Origin of the sequence: Streptomyces sp. NPDC127197 (genome assembly GCF_042672405.1) — a bacterium.
Lineage (GTDB): Bacteria > Actinomycetota > Actinomycetes > Streptomycetales > Streptomycetaceae > Streptomyces > Streptomyces flavusporus.
In genome coordinates this window covers 21,576-48,271 of the sequence record NZ_JBHXVG010000023.1, presented here as the reverse complement: position 1 = coordinate 48,271, position 26,696 = coordinate 21,576, and the positions used below count along the sequence as shown (strand labels likewise).

The following is a 26,696-nucleotide window of genomic DNA, read 5'->3' as shown; positions in this document are numbered from 1 at the left end:
TTTTCGCTGTCCATGTCCTCAGGGTAGGGCGGACGGCGGCTCAGCGCTTCCTGCTGTACGTCCTCGCCAGAACTCCGTTGCCGAACGTGCGCGTCGACTCCAGGGTGAACTCGTGGACGGCGGTGCCGGAGCCGAACATCGGCATGCCGCTGCCCAGCACGATCGGGTACGTCTTGACGACCAGTTCGTCGATCTCGTCGATCAGCTCGCCCGCGAGCTGCGAGCCGCCGCACAGGTAGATGTCGAACTCGCTGTCCTCGGCCTTCAGTTCGCGGATCTTGCCGACCAGGTCCTCGGCGATGATCTCGACGTTGGGGTCGGGTGACTCCTTCAGGGTGCGCGAGGCGACGTACTCGCGCAGATGGGCGTACGGGCTGGTGATGCCCTCCTTCAGCGCCAGGTCGTAGCTGCTGCGGCCCTGGACGATGGTGTCGAACCGCTGGTTCGGCAGGTCGTCGATGCCGAGGGGGCGGCGGCTGTGGGTCGGCAGGGTGTCCGGGTATTCCGTCGTGAGGTACTCGAGGACCTCCGGGCCGAGGAGGGACAGCATGGAGGAGGCGTCGCCGCTCGGGTCGCCGATGAAGCCGTCGATCGAGCAGGCGATGTAGTACACGAGCTTTCGCAAGCTGGTCTCTTTTCGTAGGCTGCGTTCGTTCGCTTGACCACTTCAGTTGTAGTACTTCGAATGTAGTGGTTGCAAGGGTGTTTTCGAGACATGGCTCAAGTGGGAGAGGGGATTCCGTATGGCCGGCAATCCGGAGCGCCGGGCGGCCCTGGTCGACGCCGGGATCGAGGTACTGGCGCGAGAGGGGGCACGCGGGCTGACGTTCCGGGCGGTGGACGCCGAGGCGGGGGTGCCCGTGGGCACCGCCTCCAACTACTTCACCGCCCGGGACGACCTGCTGCGCCAGATCGACGACCGGCTGCACCTGCGCCTCGCCCCCGACCCCGACGTGCTCGACGAGCTGATGAAGGCGCCGAAGGACCGCGCCCTGGTCGTCGCCCTCATGCACGACCTGATCAACCGCGTGACCCGCGACCGCACCGGCTACCTGGCCCTCCTGGAGCTACGCCTCGAAGCCACCCGGCGCCCCGGCCTGCGCGAGTCGTACACCAAGTCGGTGCGCGGGGACCTGGAGGACGGCATGCGGTTCCACCGCGAGGCCGGGCTGCCCGGCGGTGACGAGACCGTCGCCGTGCTCTATCTCGCGATGCTCGGCCTGATCATCGAGCACCTCACCCTGCCGGGAGTACTGGAGGGCGTACTGCCGGGAGTGGGAGTGCCGGAAGGGTTGGTGGAGCGGATCGTACGGGTGGTGGTGCCGGAGGACTGACGGCTCAGCGGCTCGCACCGCATGGGCAGTTGGAGCCTATCGGCCGGGGCCGGAGCCGACCGGGGCGTGCGGGGTCAGGAGCCGCACGCCCCGGTGGCTCCGGGGTCCGGTTCGGGCGCTCAGCTGGTCCGCCGCGTCACGAACTCCGCGAGGGCGAGCAGGCCGCCCGCCGCCTCCGGGTCCGGGATCGCGCGGGACAGTTCCTGCATCGCCCGCGCCATCCGGTCGGACGCCTGACCCTGCGCCCAGTCGCGTCCGCCGGCCCGCTCCACGGCCAGCACCGTCGGCTCCAGGTCCCCGCCGTCGTACGGGACTTCGTACAGCTCGGCGAGTTCGACGGCGGCCGGTGTGCCGGAGGTCAGCGCGGCGACCACCGGCAGTGACTTCTTGCGGGCGGCGAGGTCCGCGCCGGCCGGTTTGCCGGTGCGGCTCGGGTCGCCCCATATGCCGATGACGTCGTCGATGAGCTGGAAGGCGAGCCCGGCCTCACGGCCGAACGCATCCACGGCCTCGGCATCGGCCGCCGACGCCCCGGCGTACAGCGCGCCCAGGGCGCAGGCGCAGCCCAGCAGCGCCCCCGTCTTGGCCTCGGCCATGGCGAGCACCTCGCCGAGGGTGACCTCCGCAGGGCCGCGGCCCTCCATCGCCGTGTCGGCCTGCTGGCCCTCGCACAGCTCCACGACGCAGGCCGCGAGCCGGGCGGCGGCGGCCGCGGACGCCGGGTGCGGATCCTCCGCGAGCAGCCGCAGGGCCAGCGCCTGGAGTGCGTCCCCGGCGAGGATCGCGTCGGTGTCGCCGAACACCGTCCAGGCGGTGGGCCGGTGCCTGCGCGTGGTGTCCCGGTCCATCACGTCGTCGTGCAGCAGCGTGAAGTTGTGGACAAGTTCCACCGCCGCGGCCGCCCGTACGGCCGCCGCCCGTGCCCCGGGTCCGCCGAGCGCGGCGGCCGTCGTCAGAACCAGCGCCGGGCGGATCGCCTTGCCCGCGTTGCCCGCCGCGGGTGTGCCGTCGGCGTGCTCCCAGCCGAAGTGATAGCGCGCGATCCGGCGCATCGAGCCGGGCAGCGACTCGATCGCCGCGCGCAGTTCGGGGTCGACCGACGCCCGCGCACGCTCCAGGATCGCCACGGCCTCGTGGCCGTCGAACGGCCCCGGCCGGCTGTCCGTGTCGGTCGCGATGGAACTCCCTCTCTCGAGCGCCCCGGCGGGCCGCTGATCGGCCTCCGCCAAGGACGCGGTCGTGGACTCGGTCATGGACTCGGTCATGGAACCGGGATCCCCCCTCGGAGAGTCCGCGGACGGTGGCGCTTCCGTTCCGGTCGGACGCATACCCGGAGGTGTACCCGCCCTGACGGGCGGGGACACGACGTGTCTGCGGGCTGGGTCACCGCCAGCGGCCGATCTCGACGTTCTCCAGTACGCCGAGCGCGTCCGGGACGAGAACCGCCGCCGAGTAGTAGGCCGTCACCAGGTACTTGATGATCGCCTGTTCGTTGATGCCCATGAACCGCACCGACAGGCTCGGCTCGATCTCGTCCGGCAGGCCGGACTGCCGCAGACCGATGACGCCCTGGTCGGCCTCGCCGAGACGCATGGCGATGATGGAGCTCGTCCGGGCCTCGGTGACCGGGATCTTGTTGCAGGGGTAGATGGGGACACCGCGCCAGGTGGGGATGCGGTTGCCGCCGACGTCGATCGTCTCCGGCACCAGTCCCCGCTTGTTGAGCTCACGGCCGAACGCGGCGATCGCGCGCGGGTGGGCGAGGAACATCTTGGTGCCGCGGCGCCGGCTGAGCAGCTCGTCCAGGTCGTCGGGGCCGGGCACGCCGTCGTGCGGCTGGATCCGCTGGTCGTACTCGCAGTTGTGCAGCAGACCGAACTCGCGGTTGTTGACCAGCTCGTGCTCCTGGCGTTCTTTCAACGCCTCCACGGTGAGCCTCAGTTGCTGCTCGGTCTGGTTCATCGGCTGGTTGTAGAGGTCGGCCACGCGCGTGTGGATGCGCAACACGGTCTGGGCAACGCTCAGTTCGTACTCGCGGGGCCGGGCCTCGTAGTCGACGAAGGTGTGCGGGATGTCCGGCTCGCCGGAGTGACCGGCGGCCAGGTCGATCTCCTTCTCGCCGTACTTGTTGGTGCGCTGCTGCGGGATCGCCCGCCGCTGCCGGAGGTGCTCGCGCAGCGAGTCGGCGCGCTCCGCGACCTGCTCGACGTCCCGCCGGGACAGGACGAGCACCGTGCAGGCCGTGATCGCGCGGGCCGTGTACTCCCAGATGGCGTCCGGGTCGAGCAGCGCCTGGTCGCCGAGGTACGCCCCGTCGGCGAGGACGCCGAGGCTCTCGTCCTCGCCGTACGGGCCCGTGCCGATCTTCTCCACCCTGCCGTGCGCCAGCAGGTACACCTCGTCGGTCTGGTTGCCGAAGCCGGCGATCACCTCCCCCGCGGCGATCTCGCGCTGCACACAGCGCCGGGCCAGATCCGCCAGGACCTCCTCGTCCTCGTACGCCCGCAGCGCCGGCAACTCGCCCAGCTCCGCGGGGATCACCTCGACGCGGTCGCCGGTCTGCACGAAGGTGATGCGTCCGTCGCCCACCGCGTAACTCAACCGCCGGTTCACCCGGTACGTGCCGCCCTGCACGTCCACCCACGGCAGCATGCGCAGCAGCCAGCGCGAGCTGATCTCCTGCATCTGGGGTACGGACTTGGTCGTGGTGGCCAGGTTCCGCGCGGCCGCCGTACCGAGGCTCTGCTGCGGCCTGGTCTGCTCCGTGCGGACCTCTTCGCCTACCGACATAAGGAATTGCCCTCCCGGTCATGCCCCGGCAGCGGTCTGCGCCGGGCACCGATCTCCGCGAGCAACACTTTCATCACGCAGTGTGCTCGTGCCATTACCCGAAAGAGCGGGAATGGATCATTGCCGGGCGGGCAAAAATGGGGATCCCCTCGAGCGGGGCACACTGCCCGCGGCGCTGACCGAATCCGCTCGCACGCTGTGCGAACGAGTGGTTCCGCTTGCCGTCGCTTCGGTACAAGCAGCGGTATGAGCGGCCGCGACGGGCGGTCGTCGCACCGCGCCGAAGGAGGCGCCCATGTCCTCACCGATGTCCGCGGACAGGTTTCTGCAGTGCCTGCGCGCGGAGGGCGTCACGGTCGTCGAAGTGGGCGACTGGAGACATCACAACCGCAACCACAAGGGCCCCTGGGGACCCGTCCACGGCGTGATGATCCATCACACGGTGACCCGGGGCAGCGAGCGGACCGTGGGGCTCTGCCGAGACGGCTACGCGGGCCTGCCGGGGCCGCTGTGCCACGGCGTCATCACCAAGGACGGCACCGTCCATCTGGTCGGCTACGGCCGCGCCAACCACGCCGGCCTGGGCGACGACGACGTCCTGCGCGCGGTGATCGCGGAGCGGGCGCTCCCGCCGGACAACGAGGCGAACACCGACGGCAACCGCCACTTCTACGGCTTCGAGTGCGAGAACCTCGGCGACGGCGAGGATCCCTGGCCCGCGGTGCAGCTGGAGGCCATCGAGCGGGCGGCCGCCGCGGTGTGCCGGCATCACGGCTGGAACGAGCGGTCGGTCATCGGCCACCTCGAGTGGCAGCCGGGGAAGGTGGATCCGCGCGGATTCACGATGGCGTCGATGCGGGAGCGCATCCGCGACCGGCTGAAATAGGACACCGGGCGACAATGGCCGGGTGACCGGCCCCGACGCCCCCGACCTCGCCGTCCTGCACCCGCGGCTCCCCTCCCCCGTGCAGGAAGTGAACGACGACCGCCTCACCCGGCGGGGCGTCCGCCTCCTCCTCAAGCGCGACGACCTGATCCACCCCGACCTCATCGGCAACAAGTGGCGCAAACTCGCGCCCCACCTCACCGCGACGGCGGGCCGCCCGATCCTCACCTTCGGCGGCGCCTACTCCAACCATCTGCGCGCCACCGCCGCCGCGGGCCGTCTTCTCGGCCTGCCCACCATCGGCGTGGTCCGCGGCCAGGAACTGTCCGATCGCCCCCTCAACTCCTCCCTGGCCCGGTGCGCGGCCGACGGCATGCGTCTGCACTTCGTCGACAGGTCGACGTATCGCCACAAGACCGACCCGGAGACCCTCGCCGCCGTCCTGCGCGCCGCCGGCGCCGAGGACGCGTACGTCGTCCCCGAGGGCGGCAGCAGCCCCCTCGCCGTACGCGGCTGCCGGGCCCTCGGCGAGGAGCTGCACGGCCGGGCCGACGTCGTCGCCCTTGCCTGCGGAACCGGCGGCACCCTGGCCGGCCTCGCGGCGGGACTGGCCCCCGGTCAGCGTGCACTGGGCTTTCCGGTCCTCAAGGGTGGCTTCCTCACCGCCGACATACGCTCCCTCCAGGAAGCGGCCTTCGGCGGCCCGCGCGGCGACTGGCAGCTGGACGACCGCTTCCACTTCGGCGGCTACGCCCGCACCACCCCCGAACTCCACTCCTTCGCCGACGACTTCGAAAGCCGCCACGGACTGCCCGTCGAACGTCTCTATGTCGCCAAGATGCTGTACGGACTCATCGCCCTGGCGCAGGAGGGCGCGTTCCCGCGCGGGACGACGCTGGCGGCGGTGATCACCGGCCGGCCGTTCCCCTGAACGGCCCCCGCTAGGTTGCCTCCCGATAGGCTGCCGCCTCCTCGAGGTCCAGTCGGCGCAGCAGGGTGCGGAGCATCTCGTCGTCGATGTAACGGCCGTCGCGGAGTTTCACGAAGACCTCGCGCTCGGCACTGATCATTTCGCGGGCGAGACGGCGGTAGGTGTCGTCGGCGGTCTCGCCGGTGACGGGGTTGGGCTGGCCGAGGCGCTCCCAGACGGCGTTGCGGCGGCGCTCCAGGACCGAGCGCAGGCGGTCGGCGAGCGGCCCGGGCAGCGCGTTGCGTTCGTCGGAGAGGAGCTCGTCCAGGCGGCGCTCGGCGGCCCGGGAGGCCTGCGCCTGGGCATTGGCCTCGGCGAGCGTCTCGGCCTGGAGGTCGCGGCCGGGCAGCCTGAGGAGCCGGATGATCGGGGGGAGGGTGAGGCCCTGGATGACGAGCGTGCCGATCACTGTCGTGAAGGTGAGGAAGAGGATCAGGTTGCGGCCGGGGAAGGGCTCCCCGCCGTTCAGGGTCTGCGGAATCGAGAAGGCGATGGCGAGCGAGACCACGCCCCGCATACCGGCCCAGGAGACGATGAACGCGCTCTTCCCGCTCGGACTCCCCTCCCGTTCCCGGATGCGCGCCGACAGTATGCCGGGCAGGTAGGTCGCCGGATACACCCACACGAACCGGGTCACGACGACGACCAGGAAGACGGCGACCGCATACCAGGCGGCGTCCAGACCCTCGTACTCCCCGAGCCCCCTGAGGACCACCGGCAGCTGCAGTCCGATGAGCGCGAAAACCGTTGATTCCAGAACAAAGGCAACCATCTTCCACACCGCCGTCTCCTGGAGCCGGGTGGCGAAATCGACCTCCCACGCGCGGTGTCCGAGGTAGAGGGCGACCACGACGACCGCGAGGACACCGGAGGCATGCACCTGCTCGGCGACGGCGTACGCGACGAACGGGATCAGCAGGGAGAGGGTGTTCTGGAGCAGCGGCTCCTTCAGGTGGGTGCGCAGCCAGTGGATCGGCACCATCAGCACCAGTCCGACGCCGATGCCGCCGATCGCCGCGAGCAGGAACTCGCCGATTCCACCGGCCCAGGTGGCACCCTCGCCGACCGCGGCCGCGAGAGCCACGCGGTAGGCGGTGATCGCGGTGGCGTCGTTCACCAGGGACTCGCCCTGCAGGATCGTCGTGATCCGGGAGGGCAGTCCCACCCGGCGCGCGATCGCCGTGGCCGCGACGGCGTCCGGCGGCGCCACCACCGCGCCCAGCACCAGGGCCGCGGTCAGCGGCAGGCCCGGCACGATCAGATAGGCGGCCCAGCCGACGGCGAAGGTCGCGAAGAGCACATACCCCACCGACAGCAGCGCGACGGGCCGCAGCTGCGCCCGCAGGTCGAGGTAGGAGCTGTCGGTGGCCGCGGTGTGCAGCAGGGGCGGCAGGATGAGGGGCAGGACGACATGCGGGTCCAGGGCGTATTCCGGGACCCCTGGGACATACGACACCGCCAGCCCGACCGCCACCAGCAACAGCGGCGCCGGTACGGGGGTGCGCCGTCCGGCCGCCGCGATCGCGGCGCTGCCCGCCACCAGCAGCAACAGTGGCATCACGTCCATGGATTTCGCCCGCCCTCATTTTCCGCGCGGTCTTCCGCACAGCCGTCGTAACCTGGCAATCATGAAACAGTGCACGCATGTCGACGCGCTGCCGCACCCGGAGCCCGGTCCCCTGACCGAGACCTGCCCGGAGTGCCTGGCGGACGGCACGCATCCGGTGCAGCTGCGGCTGTGCCTCACCTGCGGTCACGTCGGCTGCTGCGACTCCTCGCCGGGTCGGCACGCGACGGAGCACCACAACACGTCCGGTCACCCGGTGATGCGGACCTTCGAACCCGGCGAGAGCTGGCGGTGGTGCTTCGTCGACCACGTCCTCGCATGAGGTGCGCCGACGACCCGGAACCGGACGGTTCGACCGTCTGACGTCTGGGTACGTCAACCCGGCGCGCGCTCTTCCCAATTGGGGCCGCCCGCCCTCTAGCCACTGTGCGTATTCATGTGTTTACTATGAGTGACAGCAAGGGGCGGGGTCCCGGGGACAGGACACTGGGGAGCGCGGTAGCGTCACCGCTGAACCACACATCGCGTTACCCCGAGGGGCGACCCTCGGCCCCGTAAAGCTTGTACCACCTTGGAGGTGAGGGTGTCCCAGATCGCAGGCGAGCCCGCGACCCAGGACTTCGTGGAAGTCCGGCTGCCGGCTGCGGGTGCCTACCTGTCGGTGCTGCGGACGGCCACGGCCGGCCTCGCAGCCCGTTTGGACTTCACCCTCGACGAGATCGAGGACCTGCGCATCGCGGTCGACGAGGCCTGCGCGATTCTGCTCCAGCAGGCCGTGCCCGGCTCGGTGCTCAGTTGTGTCTTCCGGCTCGTCGACGACTCGCTCGAGGTCACCGTCTCGGCGCCGACCACGGACGGTCACGCTCCCTCGCGGGACACCTTCGCCTGGACCGTCCTGTCCGCCCTGGCGGGCAAGGTCTCCTCCGCCGTGGACGACGACAAAACCGTTTCGATCAGCCTCTACAAACAGCGCGGCGCGGGACCCGGGCCGACGTGAGGGACGGGGACGGGCCGGTGCGGGACGAAGAGCGCAGCACACGGGAGCTGCCGACCGAGGACAGCGGTCCCGGCGGTTCCCGACGCATGGACGGCATCGACGGCATCCCTGAGCAGGCCCGGCCGCATCCGGAGGACGACTCCGACGACACGGCGGAGGCCGGCTTCCCGGGCGAGGGGCAGCGGGCTCAGGAAGGTGCCGTGCAGAGCGCGCCTCTGGAACGGCGGATCGGGGTGCCCCCTGCCCATGGGGGTCCCCCCACTCGAGGGAAGTCGAGAGTGGGGGAGGAGGCGAGGGCTCGGGGAAGGGCGACGGGCGGGACGATGAGCGAGCACGAGCGATACTCCGAGCATGATGCGCCGGCCACACAGGGCGCGCAGACCACTCAGGCCACGCAGCACGACCCTCAGGACCGCAGCGGGGCGCGCGCCATGTTCGTCGAGCTGCGCAAACTGAAGGAGGGCAGCCCGGAGTACGCGGAACTGCGCAACCAGCTGGTCCGTATGCACCTGCCGCTCGTCGAGCACCTCGCGCGCCGCTTCCGCAACCGGGGCGAGCCGCTGGACGACCTCACCCAGGTCGCCACCATCGGCCTGATCAAGTCGGTCGACCGCTTCGACCCGGACCGCGGTGTCGAGTTCTCCACGTATGCGACCCCGACGGTCGTCGGCGAGATCAAGCGGCACTTCCGCGACAAGGGCTGGGCCGTGCGCGTCCCGCGCCGGCTGCAGGAGCTGCGACTGTCGCTGACCACCGCGACGGCCGAGCTCTCGCAGCTGCACGGCCGCTCCCCCACGGTCCACGAGCTCGCCGAGAAGCTGTCCATCTCGGAGGAGGAGGTCCTGGAGGGCCTGGAGTCCGCCAACGCGTACTCCACGCTGTCCCTGGACGTCCCCGACACGGACGACGAGTCTCCGGCCGTCGCCGACACGCTCGGCGCGGAGGACGAGGCGCTGGAGGGCGTCGAGTACCGGGAGTCGCTCAAGCCGCTGCTGGAGGACCTTCCGCCCCGCGAGAAGCGGATCCTGCTGCTCCGCTTCTTCGGCAACATGACCCAGTCGCAGATCGCGCAGGAGGTCGGCATCTCGCAGATGCACGTGTCGCGGCTGCTGGCGCGGACGCTGGCGCAGCTGCGGGAGAAGCTGCTCGTGGAGGAGTAGCGGCTACTTCTGGTCCTGCGCGTTGCCGGGCCCCCGGATCCCGAGGGCCCGGGTCGTCTCGGCGTTGACCAGCAGGACGAGCGCCGCTACGGCGACGACCGCCAGCGCGATGCCCGCCGGGATGGCCATGCTGTCGGCCTGGAGCAGGTTGTAGGCCACGGGCAGCGCGATGATCTGTGTGATCAGTGCCGGGCCGCGGCTCCAGCTGCGTCGGCCCAGCAGACCCCGGGCGGCGAGCAGCGGCAGCAGCGCGAGCACGATCAGGGTGACGCCCCCGGTCACGGCCTGCTGCCGGTCGTCCGGGTGCCCGGTGAGCCCGAGTACGGCGACCCAGGCACCGCCGACCACCAGCGCGAGCCCCTCCAGCGCGGTCAGCGCCGCGGCTGCGGTCAGCCGGACGGGACGGGGACTCGCCTCTTCGGCGGCTTCGGACGCGGGGTTCTGCGCAGAGCTCACCCCTGAAGGGTAGCCCTCGCCCCGGAGGGCCCCGCGTGGAGGCTCGGGAGCGGCGAGGAGGGGGGACGGAGGCTGAGGGCCGCGGCGTACCGCCCGCGCCGGAGCGACCGCCCGAGGCGGAGTCACGGCCGCGGCAGAAAGCCGCCGTGGCCAGGCTCACGCCTCGATCTCCCGCTGGATCCCCCATCCGGTCTGGGCCCGGTACCCCCCAGTAGGTACCCTGCCAGTCATGCGTGCACTTCTCGTGGTCAATCCGGCGGCAACCACCACAAGCGCACGTACGCGCGATGTCCTGATCCACGCACTCGCCAGCGAGATGAAGCTGGAGGCCGTCACCACCGAGTACCGCGGGCATGCGCGCGACCTGGGCCGGCAGGCGGCGGAGAGCGACGACATCGACCTCGTCGTGGCCCTCGGCGGCGACGGCACGGTCAACGAGGTCGTCAACGGCCTCCTGCACGCCGGCCCCGCTCCGGACCACCTCCCGGGCCTCGCCGTGGTCCCCGGCGGTTCGACCAACGTCTTCGCCCGCGCCCTGGGCCTGCCCAACGACGCCGTCGAGGCCACCGGCGCCCTGCTGGACGCCCTGCGCCAGGGCAGCGAGCGGACCGTCGGACTGGGGCTGACCTCGGGCCCGCCCGGCACCGAGGACGAGGCGGTGCCGTCCCGCTGGTTCACCTTCAACGCGGGGCTCGGCTTCGACGCGGGGGTGGTCGGGCGGGTCGAGCAGCAGCGCGAGCGCGGCAAGAAGTCGACCCACGCCCTCTACGTCCGCCAGGTGATGCGCCAGCTGCTGGGCGAGCCCAGCCGGCGGAAGGGCACGATCACGCTGGAGCAGGCCGGCGAGGACGCCGTGACGGATCTGCTCCTGTGCATAGCGTCCAACACGGCCCCCTGGACGTTTCTCGGCAATCGCCCGATGTACGCGTCGCCTAAGGCCTCGTTCGACACCGGACTCGACGTGTTCGGCCTCAGCCGTATGTCCACGGCCGCGGTTGCCCGGTATGGCACCCAGTTGCTCACTTCGTCCCCCGAGCGCGGACCCCATGGCAAGCACGCCGTGTCCCTGCACGACCTGAGTGAGTTCACCTTGCATTCGAAGGCGCCGCTGCCCCTTCAGATGGACGGCGACCACTTGGGACTGCGTACCAGCGTGACGTTCACAGGCGTACGCCGTGCACTGCGTGTGATTGTGTGAGCAGAAGGGGCTAAAGTCCTTTCACTCGAACGTTTAGGCCAGGGTCCACCCCATGGAAGTACGGCTGTGACCTAGTCGACACCGAGGAATCAAAAAAAACTTTCCGGAAGGGGTTGTATCCGCCGCCGAGGTTTGCGAGTCTCTACATGGCGATCGGGACGGCCCGCAACACCGGCCTCGACAGATCACCGGAACCCCTCTTCAAACCACAGGACCACGCCAGGGAACCTGGCGGTCGGCCCTTCACTTGTTGAGGGATTCGTGAAAGCGTTCACATTCACAAGCAACCTGCACGTAATTCAAGGAGAGGTAGCAGCCATGGACTGGCGTCACAACGCCGTTTGCCGCGAGGAAGACCCCGAGCTCTTCTTCCCCATCGGCAACACCGGTCCTGCGCTGCTGCAGATCGAGGAAGCCAAGGCCGTCTGCCGTCGCTGCCCGGTTATCGAGCAGTGCCTGCAGTGGGCGCTCGAGTCCGGCCAGGACTCCGGCGTCTGGGGTGGTCTCAGCGAGGACGAGCGCCGTGCCATGAAGCGCCGCGCCGCCCGCAACCGGGCCCGTCAGGCCTCCGCCTGACACACCCACCCCGCTGACAGCCTGAGCTTGGCGGCGCGTACAGCGAGTACGCAACTCCCGCCCCCGAGCCGCAGCGCGCAGTACCCCCGATGCGCTTAGCAGCAGCAACGAGCACTGGCCTCGGACCACAAGGTCCGGGGCTTTTTGCTGTGTTGATCACGTCACTGAGCTCATCGCTTCGCTGCGCTGATCACTTCTGCGCCCGCACCGGGATGTCCAGGATCACCTGCGTGCCGCGCTCCGGAGCCGGGACCATGTCGAACGTCCCGCCCAACTCCCCCTCCACCAGCGTCCGTACGATCTGCAGGCCGAGGTTGCCGGAGGTGCGCGGGTCGAAGCCCTCGGGCAGGCCGACCCCGTCGTCCTGGACGGTGACCAGCAGGCGGGACTCCTTCGTCGTACCGCCGCGGACGGCCGAGACCTCTACCGTGCCGGTGTCGCCCTCGCGGAAGCCGTGCTCGAGGGCGTTCTGCAGCACCTCGGTCAGCACCATCGACAGCGGGGTCGCGACCTCGGCGTCGAGGATGCCGAAGCGGCCGGTGCGCCGGCCGGTGACCTTGCCCGGCGAGATCTCGGCGACCATCGCCAGCACCCGGTCGGCGATCTCGTCGAACTCCACGCGCTCGTCCAGGTTCTGGGAGAGCGTCTCGTGCACGATCGCGATCGAGCCGACCCGCCGCACCGCCTCCTCGAGGGCCGCGCGGCCCCGCTCGGATTCGATGCGCCGGGCTTGGAGGCGCAGCAGGGCGGCCACCGTCTGGAGGTTGTTCTTCACCCGGTGGTGGATCTCCCGGATGGTCGCGTCCTTGGTGATCAACTCCCGCTCACGGCGCCGCAGTTCGGTGACGTCCCGGAGCAGGACCAGCGAACCGATGCGGGTGCCCTTGGGCTTGAGCGGGATCGCGCGGAACTGGATCACTCCGTCATTGGCCTCGATCTCGAACTCGCGCGGCGCCCAGCCGCTGGCCACCTTGGCGAGCGCCTCGTCCACCGGCCCGCGGGAGGGGGCGAGTTCGGCGGTCGTCCGGCCCAGGTGATGGCCGACGAGGTCGGCGGCGAGGCCCATGCGGTGGTAGGCGGAGAGGGCGTTCGGGGAGGCGTACTGGACGATGCCGTCCGCGTCGAGCCGGATCAGTCCGTCGCCCACGCGGGGCGAGGCGTCCATGTCGACCTGCTGGTTGGCGAAGGGGAAAGCGCCGGCCGCGATCATCTGGGCGAGGTCCGAGGCGCTCTGGAGGTAGGTCAGCTCCAGGCGGCTCGGGGTGCGGACGGTGAGGAGGTTGGTGTTGCGGGCGATGACGCCGAGGACGCGCCCGTCCCGTCGTACCGGAATCGACTCGACCCGGACCGGGACCTCCTCGCGCCACTCCGGGTCGCCCTCGCGCACGATGCGGCCCTCGTCGAGCGCGGCGTCCAGCATGGGGCGGCGGCCGCGCGGGACGAGGTGGCCGACCATGTCGTCCTGGTAGGAGGTGGGGCCGGTGTTGGGCCGCATCTGGGCGACGGAGACATAGCGGGTGCCGTCGCGGGTGGGGACCCACAGGACCAGGTCGGCGAAGGAGAGGTCGGAGAGCAGCTGCCACTCCGAGACCAGCAGATGGAGCCACTCGAGGTCGGAGTCGTCGAGGGCGGTGTGCTGGCGGACCAGTTCGTTCATGGAGGGCACGTTGCGAGCGTACCTGGGGGTTTGTGCAGGTCCTAAAAGCGCCCGGAGTCCGCAGGGGGCTGTGAAACACCCGCGGGCCGCGGCGCCTGAGAGGGACCCTCAACCCTCCCGGCACCGCAGCCCGGAGCAACATCGGCCGCGGGGTGTGCGGTCCCGGTCGGCCGAAGATGAGGAGCCGGGGCAGTCAGGGCAGAGAGCTCCGGTCCCTCGATCCGCCTTCCTGTGCGGGGAAGACGGAGGCTCTTTCTGGTCCCCAAGCGCATGGTGGACCACTGCCCCATTGTGGACTAGACCACTGTGCGTGTCCATGGAGCGGGGGCAGTTGTTGTTGAAGGCTGTGTGGTGTTGGCGCTTCGAAGCCTAACCCGCTTGGCTCAGCTGCGGGGCCAGATGGCCATGGCAATTTCCGCGAGCGCTTCCGGTTCCACCCGGCTCGCGCCGTTGCGCGCCTGTTGTGACATGCCCTGGATCATCGCGCCGGGTGGCGGGCGAGCCGTTCAGCGGGCCGCCCTCACCGGGTCTCCGTCACCTTCGCCAGGGCGCGCGGGGCGTCCGGGTCCTGGCCGCGGGCGATGGTGATCTCGTAGGCCAGGAGTTGGAGGGGGATGATCTCCAGGACGGGCTGGACCTCCTCGGCCACGCCCTCGCTGGGCAGGGCGAAGCCCACGGCGGCGCGCTCGACCTGACTCCGGGGGCCGATGACGCACAGATCGGCGCCACGGCCGCGCAGCCGGTCGAGGACGGGCTGGAGGGCCTCCCCTCCCTTGCCGTCGGTCACGACCGCGATGACCGGGGAGACGTTGTCGACCATGGCGAGGGGGCCGTGCAGCAGGTCGGCGCCGGAATAGGAGAGGGCGGGGATGTAGCTGGTCTCCATCAGCTTGAGGGCGGCCTCCTTGGCCGTGGGGTAGCCGTAGCCGCGCGAGGTGATCACCATGCGCTCGGCGAAGCGGTAGCGGGCGGCGAGAGCGCGGACCTCGTCCTGCCGGGCGAGCAGCTGTGCGGCGAGGTCCGGCAGCACCTTCGCGGGGGCGCCGTCGCCGCCGCGCAGGCCCTCGACGAAGAGATAGAGCGCGAGGAGGGAGGCGGTGTAGGTCTTGGTGGCGGGGAGCGCTCTCTCGGGTCCGGCCAGGATGTCGATGTGGTACTCGGAGACGCCGGCCAGCGCGGAGTCCGGGTTGTTGGTCACCGCGAGGGTGATCGCGCCCGCCTCGCGGGCGGCCCGGGTGGAGGCCACGAGGTCCGGGGAGCCGCCGGACTGGCTGACGGTGACGAGGAGGACGTCGGTGAGGTCGGGGCGGGCGCCGTAGGCCGTCGTGGTGGACATCGAGCTGAGACCGCAGGGCAGGCCCAGGCGGATTTCGAGGAGGTACTTGGCGTACAGCGCGGCGTTGTCGGAGGTGCCACGGGCGGAGAGCAGTACGAAACGGGGTGTGCGGGCGGCGATCTCCCGGGCCACCCGGCGGATGGCCGGGGCGCCCTCGTCCAGGATCCGCCTGAGTACGGCGGGCTGTTGGGCCATCTCGCGGGCCATGATCCGGCCGGGGACGTCGGTGTGGGGCGCGTGGGGGTCGTGAGGGTACGGGGTCGTGGCGGTCATGGGGTCCTCCGCGTTTCGCCCTGTCGTTGCCCTGACGGCTCGGTCCCGGGCGGCTCTGTCCTGACTGCTCTCTGCTGACGTTCCCATTCCACTCCCCGGGGACGGGCGGCGCCTGCCCAGTTCCGTCGGGTCGGCCCTGCGGCGGGGCGATGCGCGCCCCAGGGGCAGCAGTCATGGCCGGGGCCGGCCGGTGGGCTCATACACATCTGGGACGGACGGCCACGCCCTGCTAGATTGGTCTAAACCACATGCCCTTTCGGGTGCCCTTCGTGTCCTCTCCAGATCGGCAGGCCCAGCGTGGAAGTTGTCATCGTTCCCGACGCCGAGGCGGGCGGCGAGCTGATCGCCGAGGCCATGGCGCAGCTGCTCAGGCGCAAGCCCGACGCGCTGCTCGGCGTGGCCACCGGCTCGACCCCGCTGCCCGTCTACCAGGCGCTGGCGGCCAAGGTGCGCTCCGGCGCCGCCGACGTCTCGCGGGCGCGGATCGCGCAGCTCGACGAGTACGTGGGGCTGCCGGCCGAGCATCCGGAGTCGTACCGCTCGGTGCTGCGACGCGAGGTGCTGGAGCCGCTCGGTATCGGAATGGACGCGTTCATGGGGCCGGACGGTACGGCCGAGGACGTGCCGGGGGCCTGTGAGGCGTACGACAGAGCGCTGGGCGAGGCCGGCGGGGTGGACCTCCAGCTGCTGGGGATCGGCACCGACGGGCACATCGGGTTCAACGAGCCGTGCTCGTCGCTGGCCTCGCGCACCCGGATCAAGACGCTGACAGAGCAGACGCGGATCGACAACGCCCGCTTCTTCGACGGCGACATCGACCAGGTGCCGCATCACGTCATCACACAGGGCATCGGGACGATTCTGGAGGCGCGGCACCTGGTGCTGCTCGCGACCGGCGAGGGCAAGGCGGATGCGGTCGCCGCGACGGTCGAGGGGCCGGTGGCTGCGGTGTGCCCGGCCTCTGCGCTTCAGCTTCATCCGCATGCGACGGTTGTCGTCGACGAGGGGGCGGCGTCCAAGCTGAAGCTTGCCGACTATTTTCGGCATACGTATGCCAACAAGCCGGAGTGGCAGGGGATTTGACGTGAAGGTGCCGGCCGCCCCGGTGATGGGGTGACCGGCACCTTTTCGGTGCGGGTCGGCTGGTGGGGGGGTTCGCTCGCCCGCGCCGGCGGGGTGCCGCTGCGCCCACCCTCCCCCACTCTCGGCTTCGCTCGAGCGGGGGGACCCCCATCGCCCCAGCGGCACGACTGCCCGCAGCTATGCGCCCGCGATGAGTTCCGCCGCTGCTCGGCCGCTGACGCGGGACGCGCCGTGGGTGGCGATGTGGAGGGCGCCTCGGGGAGCCGCCTGGGGGACGCCCATTTCGACCACGATCGTGTCGGGGCGTGCCGTCAGCAGCATGTCGAGGGCAGCCGCCATCCAGGGGTGGCGGTGTTCGTCGCGGACGACGGCCACGATGCGGCGGGAGCCGGCTGCCTTGAGGGCCGCGGGTCCTGCGTCCTCCCCCGCGAAGGTGCCGGCCTCCGTGCCGGGGAGCAATGCCGCCAGTTCCGCGGCCACGCCCCAAGGGGTCTCGTCGCCGACGGCGATGTTGGCGACGGGGGCGAGGGCGGCGACGTAGGGGGGTGCTGTGAGCGGGGTGAAGGGGTCCGCGCCGGTCACCTTCAGCGCTCGGCGGGCTGCACGCAGGCCCACCTCACTGTCGGCACCGGCCACCTTCGCGGTCGGCGTCGCCGTCCATCGCGCCAGCCTGCGGACGCGTTCCGCCGCGTCCGCGAGCCGCTCCTCGGGGAGTTCGCCGGCGCGCACCGCAGCCACGAGGGCGTCGCGCAGCCGTCGTACCGTGTCGTCGTCCGCGAGTCCGCCGCCCACGCAGATCGCGTCGGCGCCGGCCGCGACGGCGAGGACGCTGCCGCGTTCGATGCCGTACGTGCCCGAGATGGCCTGCATTTCCATGCCGTCGGTGACGATCAGACCGTCGTAGCCGAGGTCGCGGCGGAGCAGGTCCGTCAGGATCCTGGCCGACAGGGTCGCCGGGCGGTCCGGGTCCAGGGCCGGGACCAGGATGTGGGCGCTCATCACCGCCTTCGAACCGGCGGCTATGGCGGCGCGGAACGGGGCCAGTTCCCGGTCGCCGAGCACGGTGGCGTCCGCGTCGATGCGGGGCACCGCGTGGTGCGAGTCGACGGCCGTGTCGCCGTGGCCGGGGAAGTGCTTGGTGCAGGCGGCGACGCCGGCGGACTGCAGGCCGGTGACGTAGGCGGCGGTGTGCCGGGCGACCAGGGCGGGGTCGGCGCCGAAGGAGCGGACGCCGATGACCGGGTTGCCGGGGTTGGAGTTGACGTCCGCCGACGGGGCCCAGTTGAAGTTGACCCCGCAGGCTGCCAGTCGGCGGCCGAGCTCGGCAGCCACCTGGGTCGTCAGGTCCACGTCGTCCACCGCGCCGAGGGCGTGGTTGCCGGGGAAGGAGGAGCCGGTGCGGACCTCCAGGCGGGTGACGTCGCCGCCCTCCTCGTCGATGGCGACCAGGACGTCGTCGCGTTCGACGCGCAACTGGGCGGTCAGTGCAGCGAGTTGCTCGGGTGAGGCGATGTTGCGGCCGAACAGGCCGACGGACGCGAGGCCCTCGCCGAGGCGGCGCAGCAGCCAGTCCGGGGCCGTGGTGCCGGTGAAGCCGGGCTGGAGGACCGTCAGCGCGTCACGGGTGAGCGTGCCGGTATCGCTGGCGAATGTCGTCATCGGGGGCGTTATCCCTTCACGGCGCCGGCGGTCAGACCACTGACGGCCTTGCGCTGCAGGAAGACGAAGAGGATCAGGATCGGGATGGCGAAGAGGGAGGAGGCGGCCATGGTCGCGCCCCAGTCGTTGCCGAAGACGGTCTGGAAGCTGGTGAGCCACAGCGGCAGCGTCTGCGCCTCGGCCTCCTTGTTGACGACCAGGACGAGCGGGAGCTCGTTCCAGGCGGTGATGAAGCCGAACATCGAGGTGGCCATCAGGCCGGGCGCGAGCAGCGGGAAGATGACCTTGCGGAAGGCCTGGCCGCGAGTGCAGCCGTCGACCATCGCCGACTCCTCCAGCTCCCGGGGCACTGCGGCGACGAAGCCTCGCAGCGTCAGGATGGTGAAGGGCAGGATCATCATCGTGTAGAAGAGCGTCAGCGGGACCAGGCTGTTCAGCATCGACGCGTCCCGCACGATCATGTAGATCGCGATGACCATGACTTCCCACGGTGCCATCTGCGCCATCATGAAGCCGACGATGAAGCCACGCCGTCCCTTGAACCGCATACGGGCCAGGGCGAAGGCCCCGGCGAGCGCGATGAGCAGCGAGAAGACGACCGCGAGCACCGTGACGACCAGCGAGTTGGTGACGAACGTCCAGAAGTTGTCGGCGTCGGTCGCGGTCCTGAAGTGCTCGAAGGTGATGTCGGTCGGGAACCAGACCGGGCTCTCCGAGATGATGTCGCCGGTCGGCTTGAACGCCGTGGCGAACATCCAGTACACGGGGAAGACGAAGCCGATGAACAGGACGACGGCCGTGGCGTTGGGCCACAGGCGGCCGAAGAGCGAGCGCTTCACAGCTCGTCCTCCTCTTGCTTGAGCACGATCCGCAGGTAGTACGCGGTCAGAGCGAGCAGGATCAGGATGGTCAGGACGGCGATCGCCGCGCCCATTCCGTAGTGCTGGTTGCCGACGCCCTCGACGTAGGCGTAGACGGGCAGGATCTCCGTCAGCCGGTCGGGGCCACCGCTGTTGAAGGCATAGACCTGCACGAACGCCTTGAAGACCCAGATGATCTCCAGGAACGTGGTGGCGTAGAGGAACGGGCGCAGGAACGGGAACGTGACGGTGGTGAAGCTCCGCCAGGCACCGGCCCCGTCGAGGGCGGCGGCCTCGTAGAGCTCGCCCGGGATGGTGGTGGTCGCGGCGTAGAGGTTGAGCGCGACGAAGGGGATCGACATCCAGACGATCAGCACGGTGACGACGAAGAACGTCGACATCTGGCTGCTGGTCCAGCTGTAGTCGGCCATGGAGTGCCAGCCGAGCTTGTCGAGCACCCAGTTGACGACGCCGAAGCGCTGGGCGAACAGCCACTGGTAGACGGTGGTCGCGGCGACCACGGGCATCGCCCAGGCCAGCACCAGCCCGATCATCAGCGTGACCCGCATCCGCTTGCCCAGGCGGGCGAGCAACAGGCCGATCAGGGCGCCGAAGACCATGATCAGGACGACGTTCACCGCCGTGAACAGGATCGAGCGCAGGGTGACCCGCCAGAAGTCCTCTCCGGTGAGGGTCTCCTTGTAGTTGTCGATGCCGTTCCACTCGGTGACGTGCTGGATCAGCTGCGCCATGTTGAGGTTCTGGAAGGACAGCAGTACGTCCTTCAGCAGCGGCCAGCCCAGCAGCAGCACGGTGGCCGCGCAGGCCGGCAGCAGCAACAGATACGGGGCGAGGGCGCCGCCGCGCCGTGTGGGCCTCGGGGATGACCCGCCGTCCGGCTTGCGGATCTCCACCGGACCGGAGGGCGGCCGTTCGGTCTGCACGGTCATGCTCGCGATCTCTCTTCTCGACCTACGTACGATCGCCGGGGCGGGGCCTGCCGCGAGGGCCGGCCTCCGCCCCGGCTGGAGCGCTCGTTACTGCTGCTGCGACAGCCGCTTGTTGAACTCGTCCTCGACCTGCGCCGCGGCCTCGGCCGAGGACTTACCGTTGAGCACGGCGGTCATGTAGGTCTTGATCGGGTTGGGCGCGTTCTCGACGGCGGCCCACTCCGGGATCAGCGGCGTGGTGCCACCGCCCGCTGCGGCCGGCGCGGCGGCCTCGGCGGCGGCGTTGCCCGTCAGGTTGGACTGCAGCGACTCCTTGTTCGGGATGACGCCGTTGAGCTTGGCCAGCTGGCCCTCGTACTTGTCCGACAGGGCGATCTTCAGGAACTCCTTGGCGAGCTCCTGCTTCTCGCTGCCCGCGGCGACCGCGAGGTTGGAGCCGCCGAGGAAGACGCCCTCGGGCTTGTCGGCCGTGGCACCGGGGATGGTGAAGTAGCCGATCTCCTTCTCGATCTTCGGGTTGGCCTCGATGGCGATGCCGGCTTCCCAGCCCATGCCGATGAACGCGCCGACGTTGCCCTTGCCGAAGACCTCGCCCTGCTGCGGGGTGGCCTCGTCCTTGTCCTTGGGCGCCTTGGAGAGGGCCTGGAACTTCTGGTACGTCTCCATGGCGGCGGCGACCTTGGGGTCGTCGAGGTTGGAGACGTACTTGTCGCCGTCCTTCTTGACCAGTTCACCGCCCTCGCCGACGACCAGGCCGACGAAGTGGTACCAGTTCTGGCCGGGCAGGTAGATCGGCTCGGCGTCGGTCTTGTCGCCGATCGTCTTCAGGGCGTCGTAGAACTCGTCGCGGGTCTTCGGCGTCTCCTTGATGCCGGCGTCTTCCCAGACCTTCTTGTTGTAGATGACGACGCGGTTGGCGAAGTACCAGGGCGCCGCGTACTGCTTGCCCTCGAAGACCGAGGAGTTGTTCAGCGACTCGGTCCAGTCCGCGCCGATCTCCGACTTGAGGTCGGCGAGGTCGGCGAGACCGCCGGTCTTGGCGTAGGCCGGGGTCTGGGTGTTGCCGATCTCGAAGACGTCCGGCGGGTTCTCCTCGGACAGGGCGGTGGTCAGCTTCTGCTGGATGCCGTTCCACTGCTGGATCTCGAACTTGACCTTCGCCTTGGTCTTCTTCTCGAAGGCCGCGGCGACGTCCTTCTGCCACTGGTCGGGCGAGGAGCCGTCCATCACCCACACGGTGAGCGTCTGGCCCGCATAGCCGTCCGCTCCGGTCTTGCCCTCGTCGCCGTTGTCGCCCCCGCACGCCGCAATGGAGACCATCATCGCCGCGACACCGATCGCGGATATCAGCTTGCGCTTCACGCCACCCTCCTCAGGGATGCCACAAACCCCCCTCGTCCCCGCGGTGACCGATGTACCGCCCTGGGGCCGGGACCTGGACCAATGGTGTAGACCAGTACGGGGAGCTTGGCCCAGACCATAGGGCGTGTCAAGGGTCTCGTGTAGGCCCCGACCAGCCGTTATGGGACCTACATATGCAGGAACCTTTAAGTAAGAACCCGTCGAAAACAGCGATTCCGCGCGGCACACTTCGGGTAGACCACTTGGATGTGGTGGACTAGACCAACGGAGGCGTCGACGGTATACAGAGGGGATCACGGAACGTGCGGGGAACCTCTCGCGCGCAGCCGTGCCACGATGTGAGCCGTGACCGACGGACGTCCGTCGTGTCGGTACAGGAGCCGGGAAGGCGGAGCATGAGCACTGACGTCAGCAGTGCGGAGAACGAGAACGGGGCGCCCGTCCGTACGGCGCGCGTGCCCAAGTACTACCGCCTGAAGAAGCACCTGCTCGACATGACGGAGACGTTGCCGCCCGGCACGCCGGTCCCGCCCGAGCGCACACTGGCCGCGGAGTTCGACACCTCCCGCACCACCGTGCGGCAGGCGTTGCAGGAGCTGGTGGTCGAGGGCCGGCTGGAGCGCATCCAGGGCAAGGGCACGTTCGTCGCCAAGCCGAAGGTGTCCCAGGCGCTGCAACTCACCTCGTACACCGAGGACATGCGCGCGCAGGGCCTGGAGCCGACCTCACAGCTGCTGGACATCGGCTACATCACCGCGGACGACACCCTCGCCGGCCTCCTCGACATCTCCGCCGGCGGGCGCGTGCTGCGCATCGAGCGGCTGCGCATGGCCAACGGCGAGCCGATGGCCATCGAGACGACCCACCTGAGCGCGAAGCGCTTCCCGGCGCTGCGCCGCAGCCTCGTCAAGTACACCTCCCTCTACACCGCCCTCGCCGAGGTGTACGACGTCCATCTCGCGGAGGCCGAGGAGACGATCGAGACGTCGCTGGCGACTCCGCGGGAGGCGGGACTGCTCGGCACCGACGTGGGGCTGCCGATGCTGATGCTGTCCCGGCACTCGCTGGACCGGGACGGGAAGCCGGTGGAGTGGGTGCGGTCGGTGTATCGCGGCGACCGCTACAAGTTCGTTGCGAGGTTGAAGCGTCCACAAGAGTAGCGCTCGGGGTGTAGCGCAGATCACATTCCTGCCCTACGGTCCTTCCGTCATCGCAGCCGACGGGAGGACGACCCGTGCGCACAGCGAATGCCCGAACCATCGTCATCTGGACCCTCGTTGCACTGGTAGGCGCCGCCGGCTGGACCGTGCTCGCGCTCTCGCGCGGGGAGGAGGTCTCGGCGGCGTGGATGGTCGCCGCCGCCCTCGGCACGTACGCGATCGCCTACCGCTTCTACGCCAAGTTCATCGCGTACAAGGTCCTCAAGGTCGACAAGACCCGCGCCACCCCGGCCGAACGCCTCGACAACGGCATCGACTTCCACTCCACCGACCGCCGCGTGCTGCTCGGCCACCACTTCGCGGCGATCGCCGGCGCCGGCCCGCTCGTCGGCCCCGTGCTCGCGGCACAGATGGGATACCTCCCCGGCACGATCTGGATCATCGTCGGCGTCATCTTCGCGGGCGCGGTCCAGGACATGGTGGTGCTGTTCTTCTCCACCCGGCGTGACGGACGGTCGCTGGGCCAGATGGCACGGGAGGAGATCGGGCCGTTCGGCGGTGCGGCCGCGCTGCTCGCCGCGTTCGCCATCATGATCATCCTGCTCGGCGTGCTGGCGCTGGTCATCGTCAACGCCCTCGCGGCCTCCCCGTGGGGCACCTTCTCCATCGGCATGACCATCCCCATCGCCCTGCTGATGGGTTTCTATCTGCGGGTCCTCAGGCCGGGCCGGGTCGCCGAGGTGTCGCTGATAGGCGTCGCACTGCTGCTGCTCGCACTGGTCGCGGGCCGCTGGGTCGCCGAGTCCTCCTGGGCCGACACCTTCACCCTCGCCCCCTCCACGCTGGTGATCTGGCTGGTGGCATACGGCTTCATCGCCTCGATCCTGCCGGTGTGGATGCTGCTCGCGCCCCGCGACTATCTGTCCACCTTCATGAAGATCGGCACGATCGTGCTGCTCGCCCTCGGTGTCGTCATCGCGCTGCCGACGCTGAAGATGGACGCGGTCACCGACTTCGCCTCGCGCGGCGACGGCCCGGTCTTCGCGGGCTCGCTCTTCCCGTTCGTGTTCATCACCATCGCCTGCGGTGCGCTCTCCGGCTTCCACTCGCTGATCTCCTCCGGCACGACGCCGAAGATGATCCAGAAGGAGACGCAGGTACGGATGATCGGCTACGGCTCCATGCTGATGGAGTCGTCGGTCGCCGTGATGGCGCTGGTCGCGGCCAGCATCATCGACCCCGGCCTGTACTTCGCGATGAACGCGCCCTCCGGTGTCATCGGCACGACGGTCGAGAACGCCTCGCAGGTGGTGGGCAGTTGGGGCTACCAGATCTCCCCCGCCGACCTCGCCAAGGCGGCGGAGAGCGTCGAGGAGTCGACCCTGCTGTCCCGCACCGGCGGTGCGCCCACCCTCGCCGTCGGCGTCTCGCAGATCTTCTCCGAGGTGACGGGCGGAGGCCTTAAGGCGTTCTGGTATCACTTCGCGATCATGTTCGAGGCGCTGTTCATCCTGACCGCGCTGGACGCCGGCACCCGCGTGGGCCGCTTCATGCTCCAGGACACCCTCGGCAACGTCTACAAGCCCTTCAAGAACGTCAGCTGGAAGCCGGGCCTGGTCGTCACCAGCGCGATCGTCTGTGGTCTGTGGGGCTACTTCCTCTGGGTGGGCGTCCACGAGCCGCTCGGCGGCATCAACCAGTTGTTCCCGATCTTCGGCATCTCCAACCAGCTGCTGGCGGCGGTCGCCCTCGCCGTCTGCACCACCCTGCTGGTGAAGTCCGGCCGCCTCAAGTGGGCCTGGATCACCGGCATTCCGCTCGCCTGGGACGCGACGGTCACCCTGACCGCCAGCTGGCAGAAGGTGTTCTCCAGTGACCCCAAGGTCGGCTTCTTCAAGCAGCGTCAGGTGTTCCAGGACGCCATCGACCGCGGGGAGATCCTGCCGCCGGCCAAGACCATGGACGACATGCACACCGTCGTCACCAACTCCACGGTGGACGGCGTCCTGTCCGCCGTACTCGCCCTCCTGATCGTCGTGGTGATCGTGGACGCGACCCGGGTCTGCATCCGGCACATCCGGCGCCCCGCGCTGTCCACGCTGAGCGAGGCGCCGCACGTGGAGTCGAAGATCGTCGCACCGGCCGGGCTGTTCCCGACGCCGGAGGAGAAGGAGGAGGAGCGCCGTGCCGCCGTCACCGCTGCTGCGCCGCGTGATTAGCGGGGTGCGCTGGTACGTGCGAGAGCTGACCGACGAGTCGGCCTACGACCGCTATGTCGCGCACGTCCGCAAGGATCATCCGGAGGCGGAGGTGCCGACCCGACGGGAGTTCGAGCGAATGCGGACAGAACGGCAGGAAAGGGATCCGAGGCAGGGGTTCCGCTGCTGCTGAGTACCGATATGTGAACCAGGGCTTCCGAATGTGCGACACCGTGACCTACATTGCCTGCGCACTACACCAGGTGATCAGTGAGGGGACGGAGCCGCCAGATGTCACAAGCCCCAGAAGTGAGCAGAGCGGCGGTGGTGACGCCCGTGCGCGTCGTCATCGCCCTCTGCCTCATAGCGCCCTTCGTGGCGATGCTCTGGGTCGGTTCGTATGCGAAGACCGACCCGGCGTTCCTCGGCATCCCGTTCTTCTACTGGTACCAGATGGCCTGGGTGATCATCTCCACGGTCCTGACGATGATCGCGTACCAGCTGTGGCAGCGTGACCAGCGCGCCCGCAGGTCCGAGAAGGGTGCTGGGTCATGAAGGACGGCGTGAACGGCGTCGCACTCGCCGTCTTCATCCTCTTCTTCGTCGCCGTGACGGTCATGGGCTTCCTGGCCTCACGCTGGCGCAGGGCGGAGAACGAGCACAGCCTCGACGAATGGGGTCTGGGCGGCCGGTCGTTCGGCACCTGGATCACCTGGTTCCTGCTCGGCGGTGACCTCTACACCGCCTATACGTTCGTGGCGGTCCCGGCGGCGATCTACGCGGCGGGCGCGGCCGGCTTCTTCGCCGTGCCCTACACGATCCTCATCTACCCGATGATGTTCGTCTTCCTGCCGCGGCTGTGGTCGGTCTCGCACAAGCACGGGTACGTCACCACCTCGGACTTCGTCCGCGGCCGCTTCGGCTCCAAGGGCCTGTCGCTGGCGGTGGCGGTGACCGGCATCCTCGCCACGATGCCGTACATCGCGCTCCAGCTGGTCGGCATCCAGGCCGTGCTGGACGTCCTGGGCGTCGGCGGCGGCGAGAACACGCACTGGTTCATCAAGGACCTGCCGCTGCTGATCGCCTTCGGTGTGCTGGCCGCCTACACGTACTCGTCGGGTCTGCGCGCGCCGGCCCTGATCGCGTTCGTGAAGGACACGCTGATCTACCTCGTCATCGCCGTCGCGATCATCTACATCCCGATCAAGCTGGGCGGCTTCGACGACATCTTCGCCGCGGCGAGCGACAAGTACACCGAGGCGGGCGCGGGCGGGCTCGTACCGACCGACGGCTCGCAGTGGACGTACGCCACGCTGGCGCTGGGCTCGGCACTCGCGCTGTTCATGTACCCGCACAGCGTGACGGCCGTGCTGTCCAGCCGCAGCCGGGACGTCATCCGCCGCAACTCCACGATCCTGCCGCTGTACTCGCTGATGCTCGGCATGCTCGGCCTGCTCGGTTTCATGGCGATCGCGGCCGGCATCAAGGTGGAGAACGGCCAGCTGGCGATCCCCCAGCTCTTCGAGAACATGTTCCCGGACTGGTTCACGGGCGTCGCCTTCGCGGCGATCGGCATCGGCGCGCTGGTGCCGGCGGCGATCATGTCGATCGCGGCGGCCAACCTCTTCACCCGGAACATCTACAAGGACTTCCTGAAGCCGGACGCCACGCCCGCACAGGAGACCAAGGTCTCCAAGCTGGTGTCCCTGCTGGTGAAGGTGGGCGCGCTGGTCTTCGTCCTCGGCATGGACAAGACCGTCGCGATCAACTTCCAGCTCCTGGGCGGCATCTGGATCCTGCAGACCTTCCCGGCCCTGGTCGGCGGCCTGTTCACCCGCTGGTTCCACCGCTGGGCACTGCTCGCCGGCTGGGCGGTCGGCATGATCTACGGCACGGTCGCCGCGTACGGTGTGGCCTCGCCGACGCAGAAGCATTTCGGCGGCTCGTCGGCGGAGATCCCGGGGATCGGGGAGATCGGGTACATCGGCCTGACGGCGTTCGTCCTGAACCTGGTCGTGACGGTGGTCCTCACCTTCGTCCTCAAGGCGGCGAAGGCCCCCGAGGGCATCGACGAGACGAGCCCGGAGGACTACACGGGTGAGGCGGGCGACCCGGGGGTGAAGGTGGAGCTGCCGCCGGCAACTGCCGGCTCCGCTCACTGACCACACGAAACCCCCAGCGGGCCGCCGATATCAAGTACAACGGCGGCCCGCAGTCGTCCACA

At 69.6% G+C, this 26,696-nt stretch carries 25 protein-coding genes and 1 pseudogene; 14 read left to right on the top strand and 12 right to left on the bottom strand.

Translation table 11 applies throughout. The features are described 5' to 3' along the window. Positions 1–40: 40 nt before the first annotated feature. The gene (locus ACFVJQ_RS30035; RefSeq protein ID WP_385788634.1) at positions 41–625 is read right to left on the bottom strand and encodes a dihydrofolate reductase family protein; all 585 of its coding nucleotides are present in this window, start codon (positions 623–625) and stop codon (positions 41–43) included. 118 nt (positions 626–743) lie between these two features. Here ACFVJQ_RS30035 and ACFVJQ_RS30030 point away from each other — a divergent pair, with 118 nt between their 5' ends. Next, on the top strand, positions 744–1,334 hold the full coding sequence (locus ACFVJQ_RS30030; protein ID WP_385265107.1) for a TetR/AcrR family transcriptional regulator: 591 nt from the start codon (positions 744–746) through the stop codon (positions 1,332–1,334). Between the two features lie 119 nt (positions 1,335–1,453). Here ACFVJQ_RS30030 and ACFVJQ_RS30025 read toward each other — a convergent pair whose 3' ends face one another. Then, the gene (locus ACFVJQ_RS30025; protein ID WP_385513404.1) at positions 1,454–2,587 is read right to left on the bottom strand and encodes a family 2 encapsulin nanocompartment cargo protein polyprenyl transferase; all 1,134 of its coding nucleotides are present in this window, start codon (positions 2,585–2,587) and stop codon (positions 1,454–1,456) included. Between the two features lie 130 nt (positions 2,588–2,717). Further along, positions 2,718–4,124, bottom strand: coding sequence for a family 2B encapsulin nanocompartment shell protein (locus ACFVJQ_RS30020; protein ID WP_385513366.1), 1,407 nt, complete (start codon positions 4,122–4,124; stop codon positions 2,718–2,720). Positions 4,125–4,419: 295 nt separating this feature from the next. Here ACFVJQ_RS30020 and ACFVJQ_RS30015 point away from each other — a divergent pair, with 295 nt between their 5' ends. Together ACFVJQ_RS30015 and ACFVJQ_RS30010 are read left to right on the top strand one after the other, a co-directional pair. Next, a complete protein-coding gene (locus tag ACFVJQ_RS30015) occupies positions 4,420–5,010 on the top strand; it encodes an N-acetylmuramoyl-L-alanine amidase (protein WP_385788631.1) in 591 nt (196 codons plus the stop codon). A gap of 22 nt (positions 5,011–5,032) precedes the next feature. Further along, entirely contained in the window at positions 5,033–5,941 is a 909-nt protein-coding gene (locus ACFVJQ_RS30010; RefSeq protein ID WP_385788629.1) for a 1-aminocyclopropane-1-carboxylate deaminase/D-cysteine desulfhydrase, read from the top strand. 10 nt (positions 5,942–5,951) lie between these two features. Here the strand turns inward: ACFVJQ_RS30010 and ACFVJQ_RS30005 are convergent, their stop codons facing one another. Continuing rightward, on the bottom strand, positions 5,952–7,547 hold the full coding sequence (locus ACFVJQ_RS30005; RefSeq protein WP_385513369.1) for a Na+/H+ antiporter: 1,596 nt from the start codon (positions 7,545–7,547) through the stop codon (positions 5,952–5,954). Between the two features lie 61 nt (positions 7,548–7,608). Between ACFVJQ_RS30005 and ACFVJQ_RS30000 the strand changes: the two genes are divergently transcribed. The 3 genes from ACFVJQ_RS30000 to ACFVJQ_RS29990 all read left to right on the top strand — a co-directional run bounded on the left by ACFVJQ_RS30000 (position 7,609) and on the right by ACFVJQ_RS29990 (position 9,704). After that, positions 7,609–7,869, top strand: coding sequence for a UBP-type zinc finger domain-containing protein (locus ACFVJQ_RS30000; protein ID WP_224737314.1), 261 nt, complete (start codon positions 7,609–7,611; stop codon positions 7,867–7,869). A gap of 261 nt (positions 7,870–8,130) precedes the next feature. Beyond that, a complete protein-coding gene (locus tag ACFVJQ_RS29995; protein ID WP_129802215.1) occupies positions 8,131–8,544 on the top strand; it encodes an anti-sigma regulatory factor in 414 nt (137 codons plus the stop codon). A 17-nt stretch (positions 8,545–8,561) separates the two neighbouring features. After that, a complete protein-coding gene (locus ACFVJQ_RS29990; protein WP_385513370.1) occupies positions 8,562–9,704 on the top strand; it encodes an RNA polymerase sigma factor SigF in 1,143 nt (380 codons plus the stop codon). Between the two features lie 3 nt (positions 9,705–9,707). Here the strand turns inward: ACFVJQ_RS29990 and ACFVJQ_RS29985 are convergent, their stop codons facing one another. Beyond that, the gene (locus tag ACFVJQ_RS29985; protein WP_385788626.1) at positions 9,708–10,160 is read right to left on the bottom strand and encodes a hypothetical protein; all 453 of its coding nucleotides are present in this window, start codon (positions 10,158–10,160) and stop codon (positions 9,708–9,710) included. A gap of 229 nt (positions 10,161–10,389) precedes the next feature. Here ACFVJQ_RS29985 and ACFVJQ_RS29980 point away from each other — a divergent pair, with 229 nt between their 5' ends. Together ACFVJQ_RS29980 and ACFVJQ_RS29975 are read left to right on the top strand one after the other, a co-directional pair. Further along, the gene (locus ACFVJQ_RS29980; RefSeq protein WP_224737311.1) at positions 10,390–11,358 is read left to right on the top strand and encodes a diacylglycerol kinase family protein; all 969 of its coding nucleotides are present in this window, start codon (positions 10,390–10,392) and stop codon (positions 11,356–11,358) included. 318 nt (positions 11,359–11,676) lie between these two features. Beyond that, positions 11,677–11,934: a WhiB family transcriptional regulator gene (locus ACFVJQ_RS29975; RefSeq protein WP_003992873.1), complete on the top strand. Its 258-nt coding sequence runs from the start codon at positions 11,677–11,679 to the stop codon at positions 11,932–11,934. Between the two features lie 190 nt (positions 11,935–12,124). On the opposite strand, the gene ACFVJQ_RS29970 is transcribed toward ACFVJQ_RS29975, so the two are convergent. The 3 genes and pseudogenes from ACFVJQ_RS29970 to ACFVJQ_RS29960 all read right to left on the bottom strand — a co-directional run bounded on the left by ACFVJQ_RS29970 (position 12,125) and on the right by ACFVJQ_RS29960 (position 15,200). Beyond that, positions 12,125–13,591, bottom strand: a complete 1,467-nt coding sequence (locus ACFVJQ_RS29970) for a sensor histidine kinase (RefSeq protein ID WP_385513372.1) — start codon at positions 13,589–13,591, stop codon at positions 12,125–12,127. Positions 13,592–13,974: 383 nt separating this feature from the next. Further along, positions 13,975–14,079 (bottom strand): annotated as a pseudogene (locus tag ACFVJQ_RS29965) (TetR/AcrR family transcriptional regulator); the annotation flags it as partial. Between the two features lie 32 nt (positions 14,080–14,111). Continuing rightward, complete coding sequence (locus ACFVJQ_RS29960) at positions 14,112–15,200, bottom strand: SIS domain-containing protein (RefSeq protein ID WP_385513373.1); 1,089 nt, start codon at positions 15,198–15,200, stop codon at positions 14,112–14,114. A gap of 297 nt (positions 15,201–15,497) precedes the next feature. Here ACFVJQ_RS29960 and nagB point away from each other — a divergent pair, with 297 nt between their 5' ends. Then, positions 15,498–16,283: a glucosamine-6-phosphate deaminase gene (nagB, locus tag ACFVJQ_RS29955; RefSeq protein WP_385513374.1), complete on the top strand. Its 786-nt coding sequence runs from the start codon at positions 15,498–15,500 to the stop codon at positions 16,281–16,283. Between the two features lie 177 nt (positions 16,284–16,460). On the opposite strand, the gene ACFVJQ_RS29950 is transcribed toward nagB, so the two are convergent. From ACFVJQ_RS29950 to ACFVJQ_RS29935, 4 genes are all read right to left on the bottom strand, one after another. Then, complete coding sequence (locus ACFVJQ_RS29950; RefSeq protein ID WP_385788623.1) at positions 16,461–17,942, bottom strand: glycoside hydrolase family 3 protein; 1,482 nt, start codon at positions 17,940–17,942, stop codon at positions 16,461–16,463. An 8-nt stretch (positions 17,943–17,950) separates the two neighbouring features. Next, entirely contained in the window at positions 17,951–18,781 is an 831-nt protein-coding gene (locus ACFVJQ_RS29945) for a carbohydrate ABC transporter permease (protein WP_385513376.1), read from the bottom strand. Beyond that, on the bottom strand, positions 18,778–19,752 hold the full coding sequence (locus tag ACFVJQ_RS29940) for a carbohydrate ABC transporter permease (protein ID WP_385788621.1): 975 nt from the start codon (positions 19,750–19,752) through the stop codon (positions 18,778–18,780). The genes ACFVJQ_RS29945 and ACFVJQ_RS29940 overlap by 4 nt, the downstream gene beginning before the upstream one ends. Positions 19,753–19,839: 87 nt before the next feature. After that, the gene (locus ACFVJQ_RS29935; protein ID WP_385513378.1) at positions 19,840–21,114 is read right to left on the bottom strand and encodes an extracellular solute-binding protein; all 1,275 of its coding nucleotides are present in this window, start codon (positions 21,112–21,114) and stop codon (positions 19,840–19,842) included. 395 nt (positions 21,115–21,509) lie between these two features. On the opposite strand from ACFVJQ_RS29935, the gene ACFVJQ_RS29930 reads away from it, so the two are divergent. From ACFVJQ_RS29930 to mctP, 5 genes are all read left to right on the top strand, one after another. Continuing rightward, the gene (locus ACFVJQ_RS29930; protein WP_224736779.1) at positions 21,510–22,274 is read left to right on the top strand and encodes a GntR family transcriptional regulator; all 765 of its coding nucleotides are present in this window, start codon (positions 21,510–21,512) and stop codon (positions 22,272–22,274) included. 74 nt (positions 22,275–22,348) lie between these two features. Next, positions 22,349–24,493 carry a carbon starvation CstA family protein gene (locus ACFVJQ_RS29925; protein ID WP_385788618.1) on the top strand — a complete coding sequence of 715 codons (2,145 nt, stop codon included), beginning with the start codon at positions 22,349–22,351 and terminating at the stop codon, positions 24,491–24,493. Then, positions 24,459–24,665 (top strand): YbdD/YjiX family protein, encoded by a 207-nt coding sequence (locus ACFVJQ_RS29920; RefSeq protein WP_385513380.1) that lies wholly within the window; start codon positions 24,459–24,461, stop codon positions 24,663–24,665. The genes ACFVJQ_RS29925 and ACFVJQ_RS29920 overlap by 35 nt, the downstream gene beginning before the upstream one ends. Before the next feature lie 98 nt (positions 24,666–24,763). Continuing rightward, positions 24,764–25,027: a DUF3311 domain-containing protein gene (locus ACFVJQ_RS29915; RefSeq protein ID WP_385513381.1), complete on the top strand. Its 264-nt coding sequence runs from the start codon at positions 24,764–24,766 to the stop codon at positions 25,025–25,027. Then, positions 25,024–26,634: a monocarboxylate uptake permease MctP gene (gene mctP / locus ACFVJQ_RS29910; protein ID WP_385513382.1), complete on the top strand. Its 1,611-nt coding sequence runs from the start codon at positions 25,024–25,026 to the stop codon at positions 26,632–26,634. The genes ACFVJQ_RS29915 and mctP overlap by 4 nt, the downstream gene beginning before the upstream one ends. The last annotated feature ends 62 nt before the right edge of the window (positions 26,635–26,696 follow it).

Excerpts from the sequence above, each read along its gene's own strand:
- ACFVJQ_RS30015 (WP_385788631.1), top strand. The coding sequence starts at position 4,420 with ATGTCCTCACCGATGTCCGCGGACAGGTTTCTGCAGTGCCTGCGCGCG.
- ACFVJQ_RS29950 (WP_385788623.1), bottom strand. The coding sequence starts at position 17,942 with ATGACGACATTCGCCAGCGATACCGGCACGCTCACCCGTGACGCGCTG.
- ACFVJQ_RS30000 (WP_224737314.1), top strand. The coding sequence starts at position 7,609 with ATGAAACAGTGCACGCATGTCGACGCGCTGCCGCACCCGGAGCCCGGT.
- ACFVJQ_RS30005 (WP_385513369.1), bottom strand. The coding sequence starts at position 7,547 with ATGGACGTGATGCCACTGTTGCTGCTGGTGGCGGGCAGCGCCGCGATC.
- ACFVJQ_RS29975 (WP_003992873.1), top strand. The coding sequence starts at position 11,677 with ATGGACTGGCGTCACAACGCCGTTTGCCGCGAGGAAGACCCCGAGCTC.
- ACFVJQ_RS29960 (WP_385513373.1), bottom strand. The coding sequence starts at position 15,200 with ATGACCGCCACGACCCCGTACCCTCACGACCCCCACGCGCCCCACACC.
- ACFVJQ_RS30025 (WP_385513404.1), bottom strand. The coding sequence starts at position 2,587 with ATGACCGAGTCCACGACCGCGTCCTTGGCGGAGGCCGATCAGCGGCCC.
- mctP (WP_385513382.1), top strand. The coding sequence starts at position 25,024 with ATGAAGGACGGCGTGAACGGCGTCGCACTCGCCGTCTTCATCCTCTTC.
- ACFVJQ_RS29980 (WP_224737311.1), top strand. The coding sequence starts at position 10,390 with ATGCGTGCACTTCTCGTGGTCAATCCGGCGGCAACCACCACAAGCGCA.
- ACFVJQ_RS29970 (WP_385513372.1), bottom strand. The coding sequence starts at position 13,591 with ATGAACGAACTGGTCCGCCAGCACACCGCCCTCGACGACTCCGACCTC.
- ACFVJQ_RS30020 (WP_385513366.1), bottom strand. The coding sequence starts at position 4,124 with ATGTCGGTAGGCGAAGAGGTCCGCACGGAGCAGACCAGGCCGCAGCAG.
- ACFVJQ_RS29940 (WP_385788621.1), bottom strand. The coding sequence starts at position 19,752 with ATGACCGTGCAGACCGAACGGCCGCCCTCCGGTCCGGTGGAGATCCGC.
- ACFVJQ_RS29915 (WP_385513381.1), top strand. The coding sequence starts at position 24,764 with ATGTCACAAGCCCCAGAAGTGAGCAGAGCGGCGGTGGTGACGCCCGTG.
- ACFVJQ_RS29930 (WP_224736779.1), top strand. The coding sequence starts at position 21,510 with ATGAGCACTGACGTCAGCAGTGCGGAGAACGAGAACGGGGCGCCCGTC.
- ACFVJQ_RS30030 (WP_385265107.1), top strand. The coding sequence starts at position 744 with ATGGCCGGCAATCCGGAGCGCCGGGCGGCCCTGGTCGACGCCGGGATC.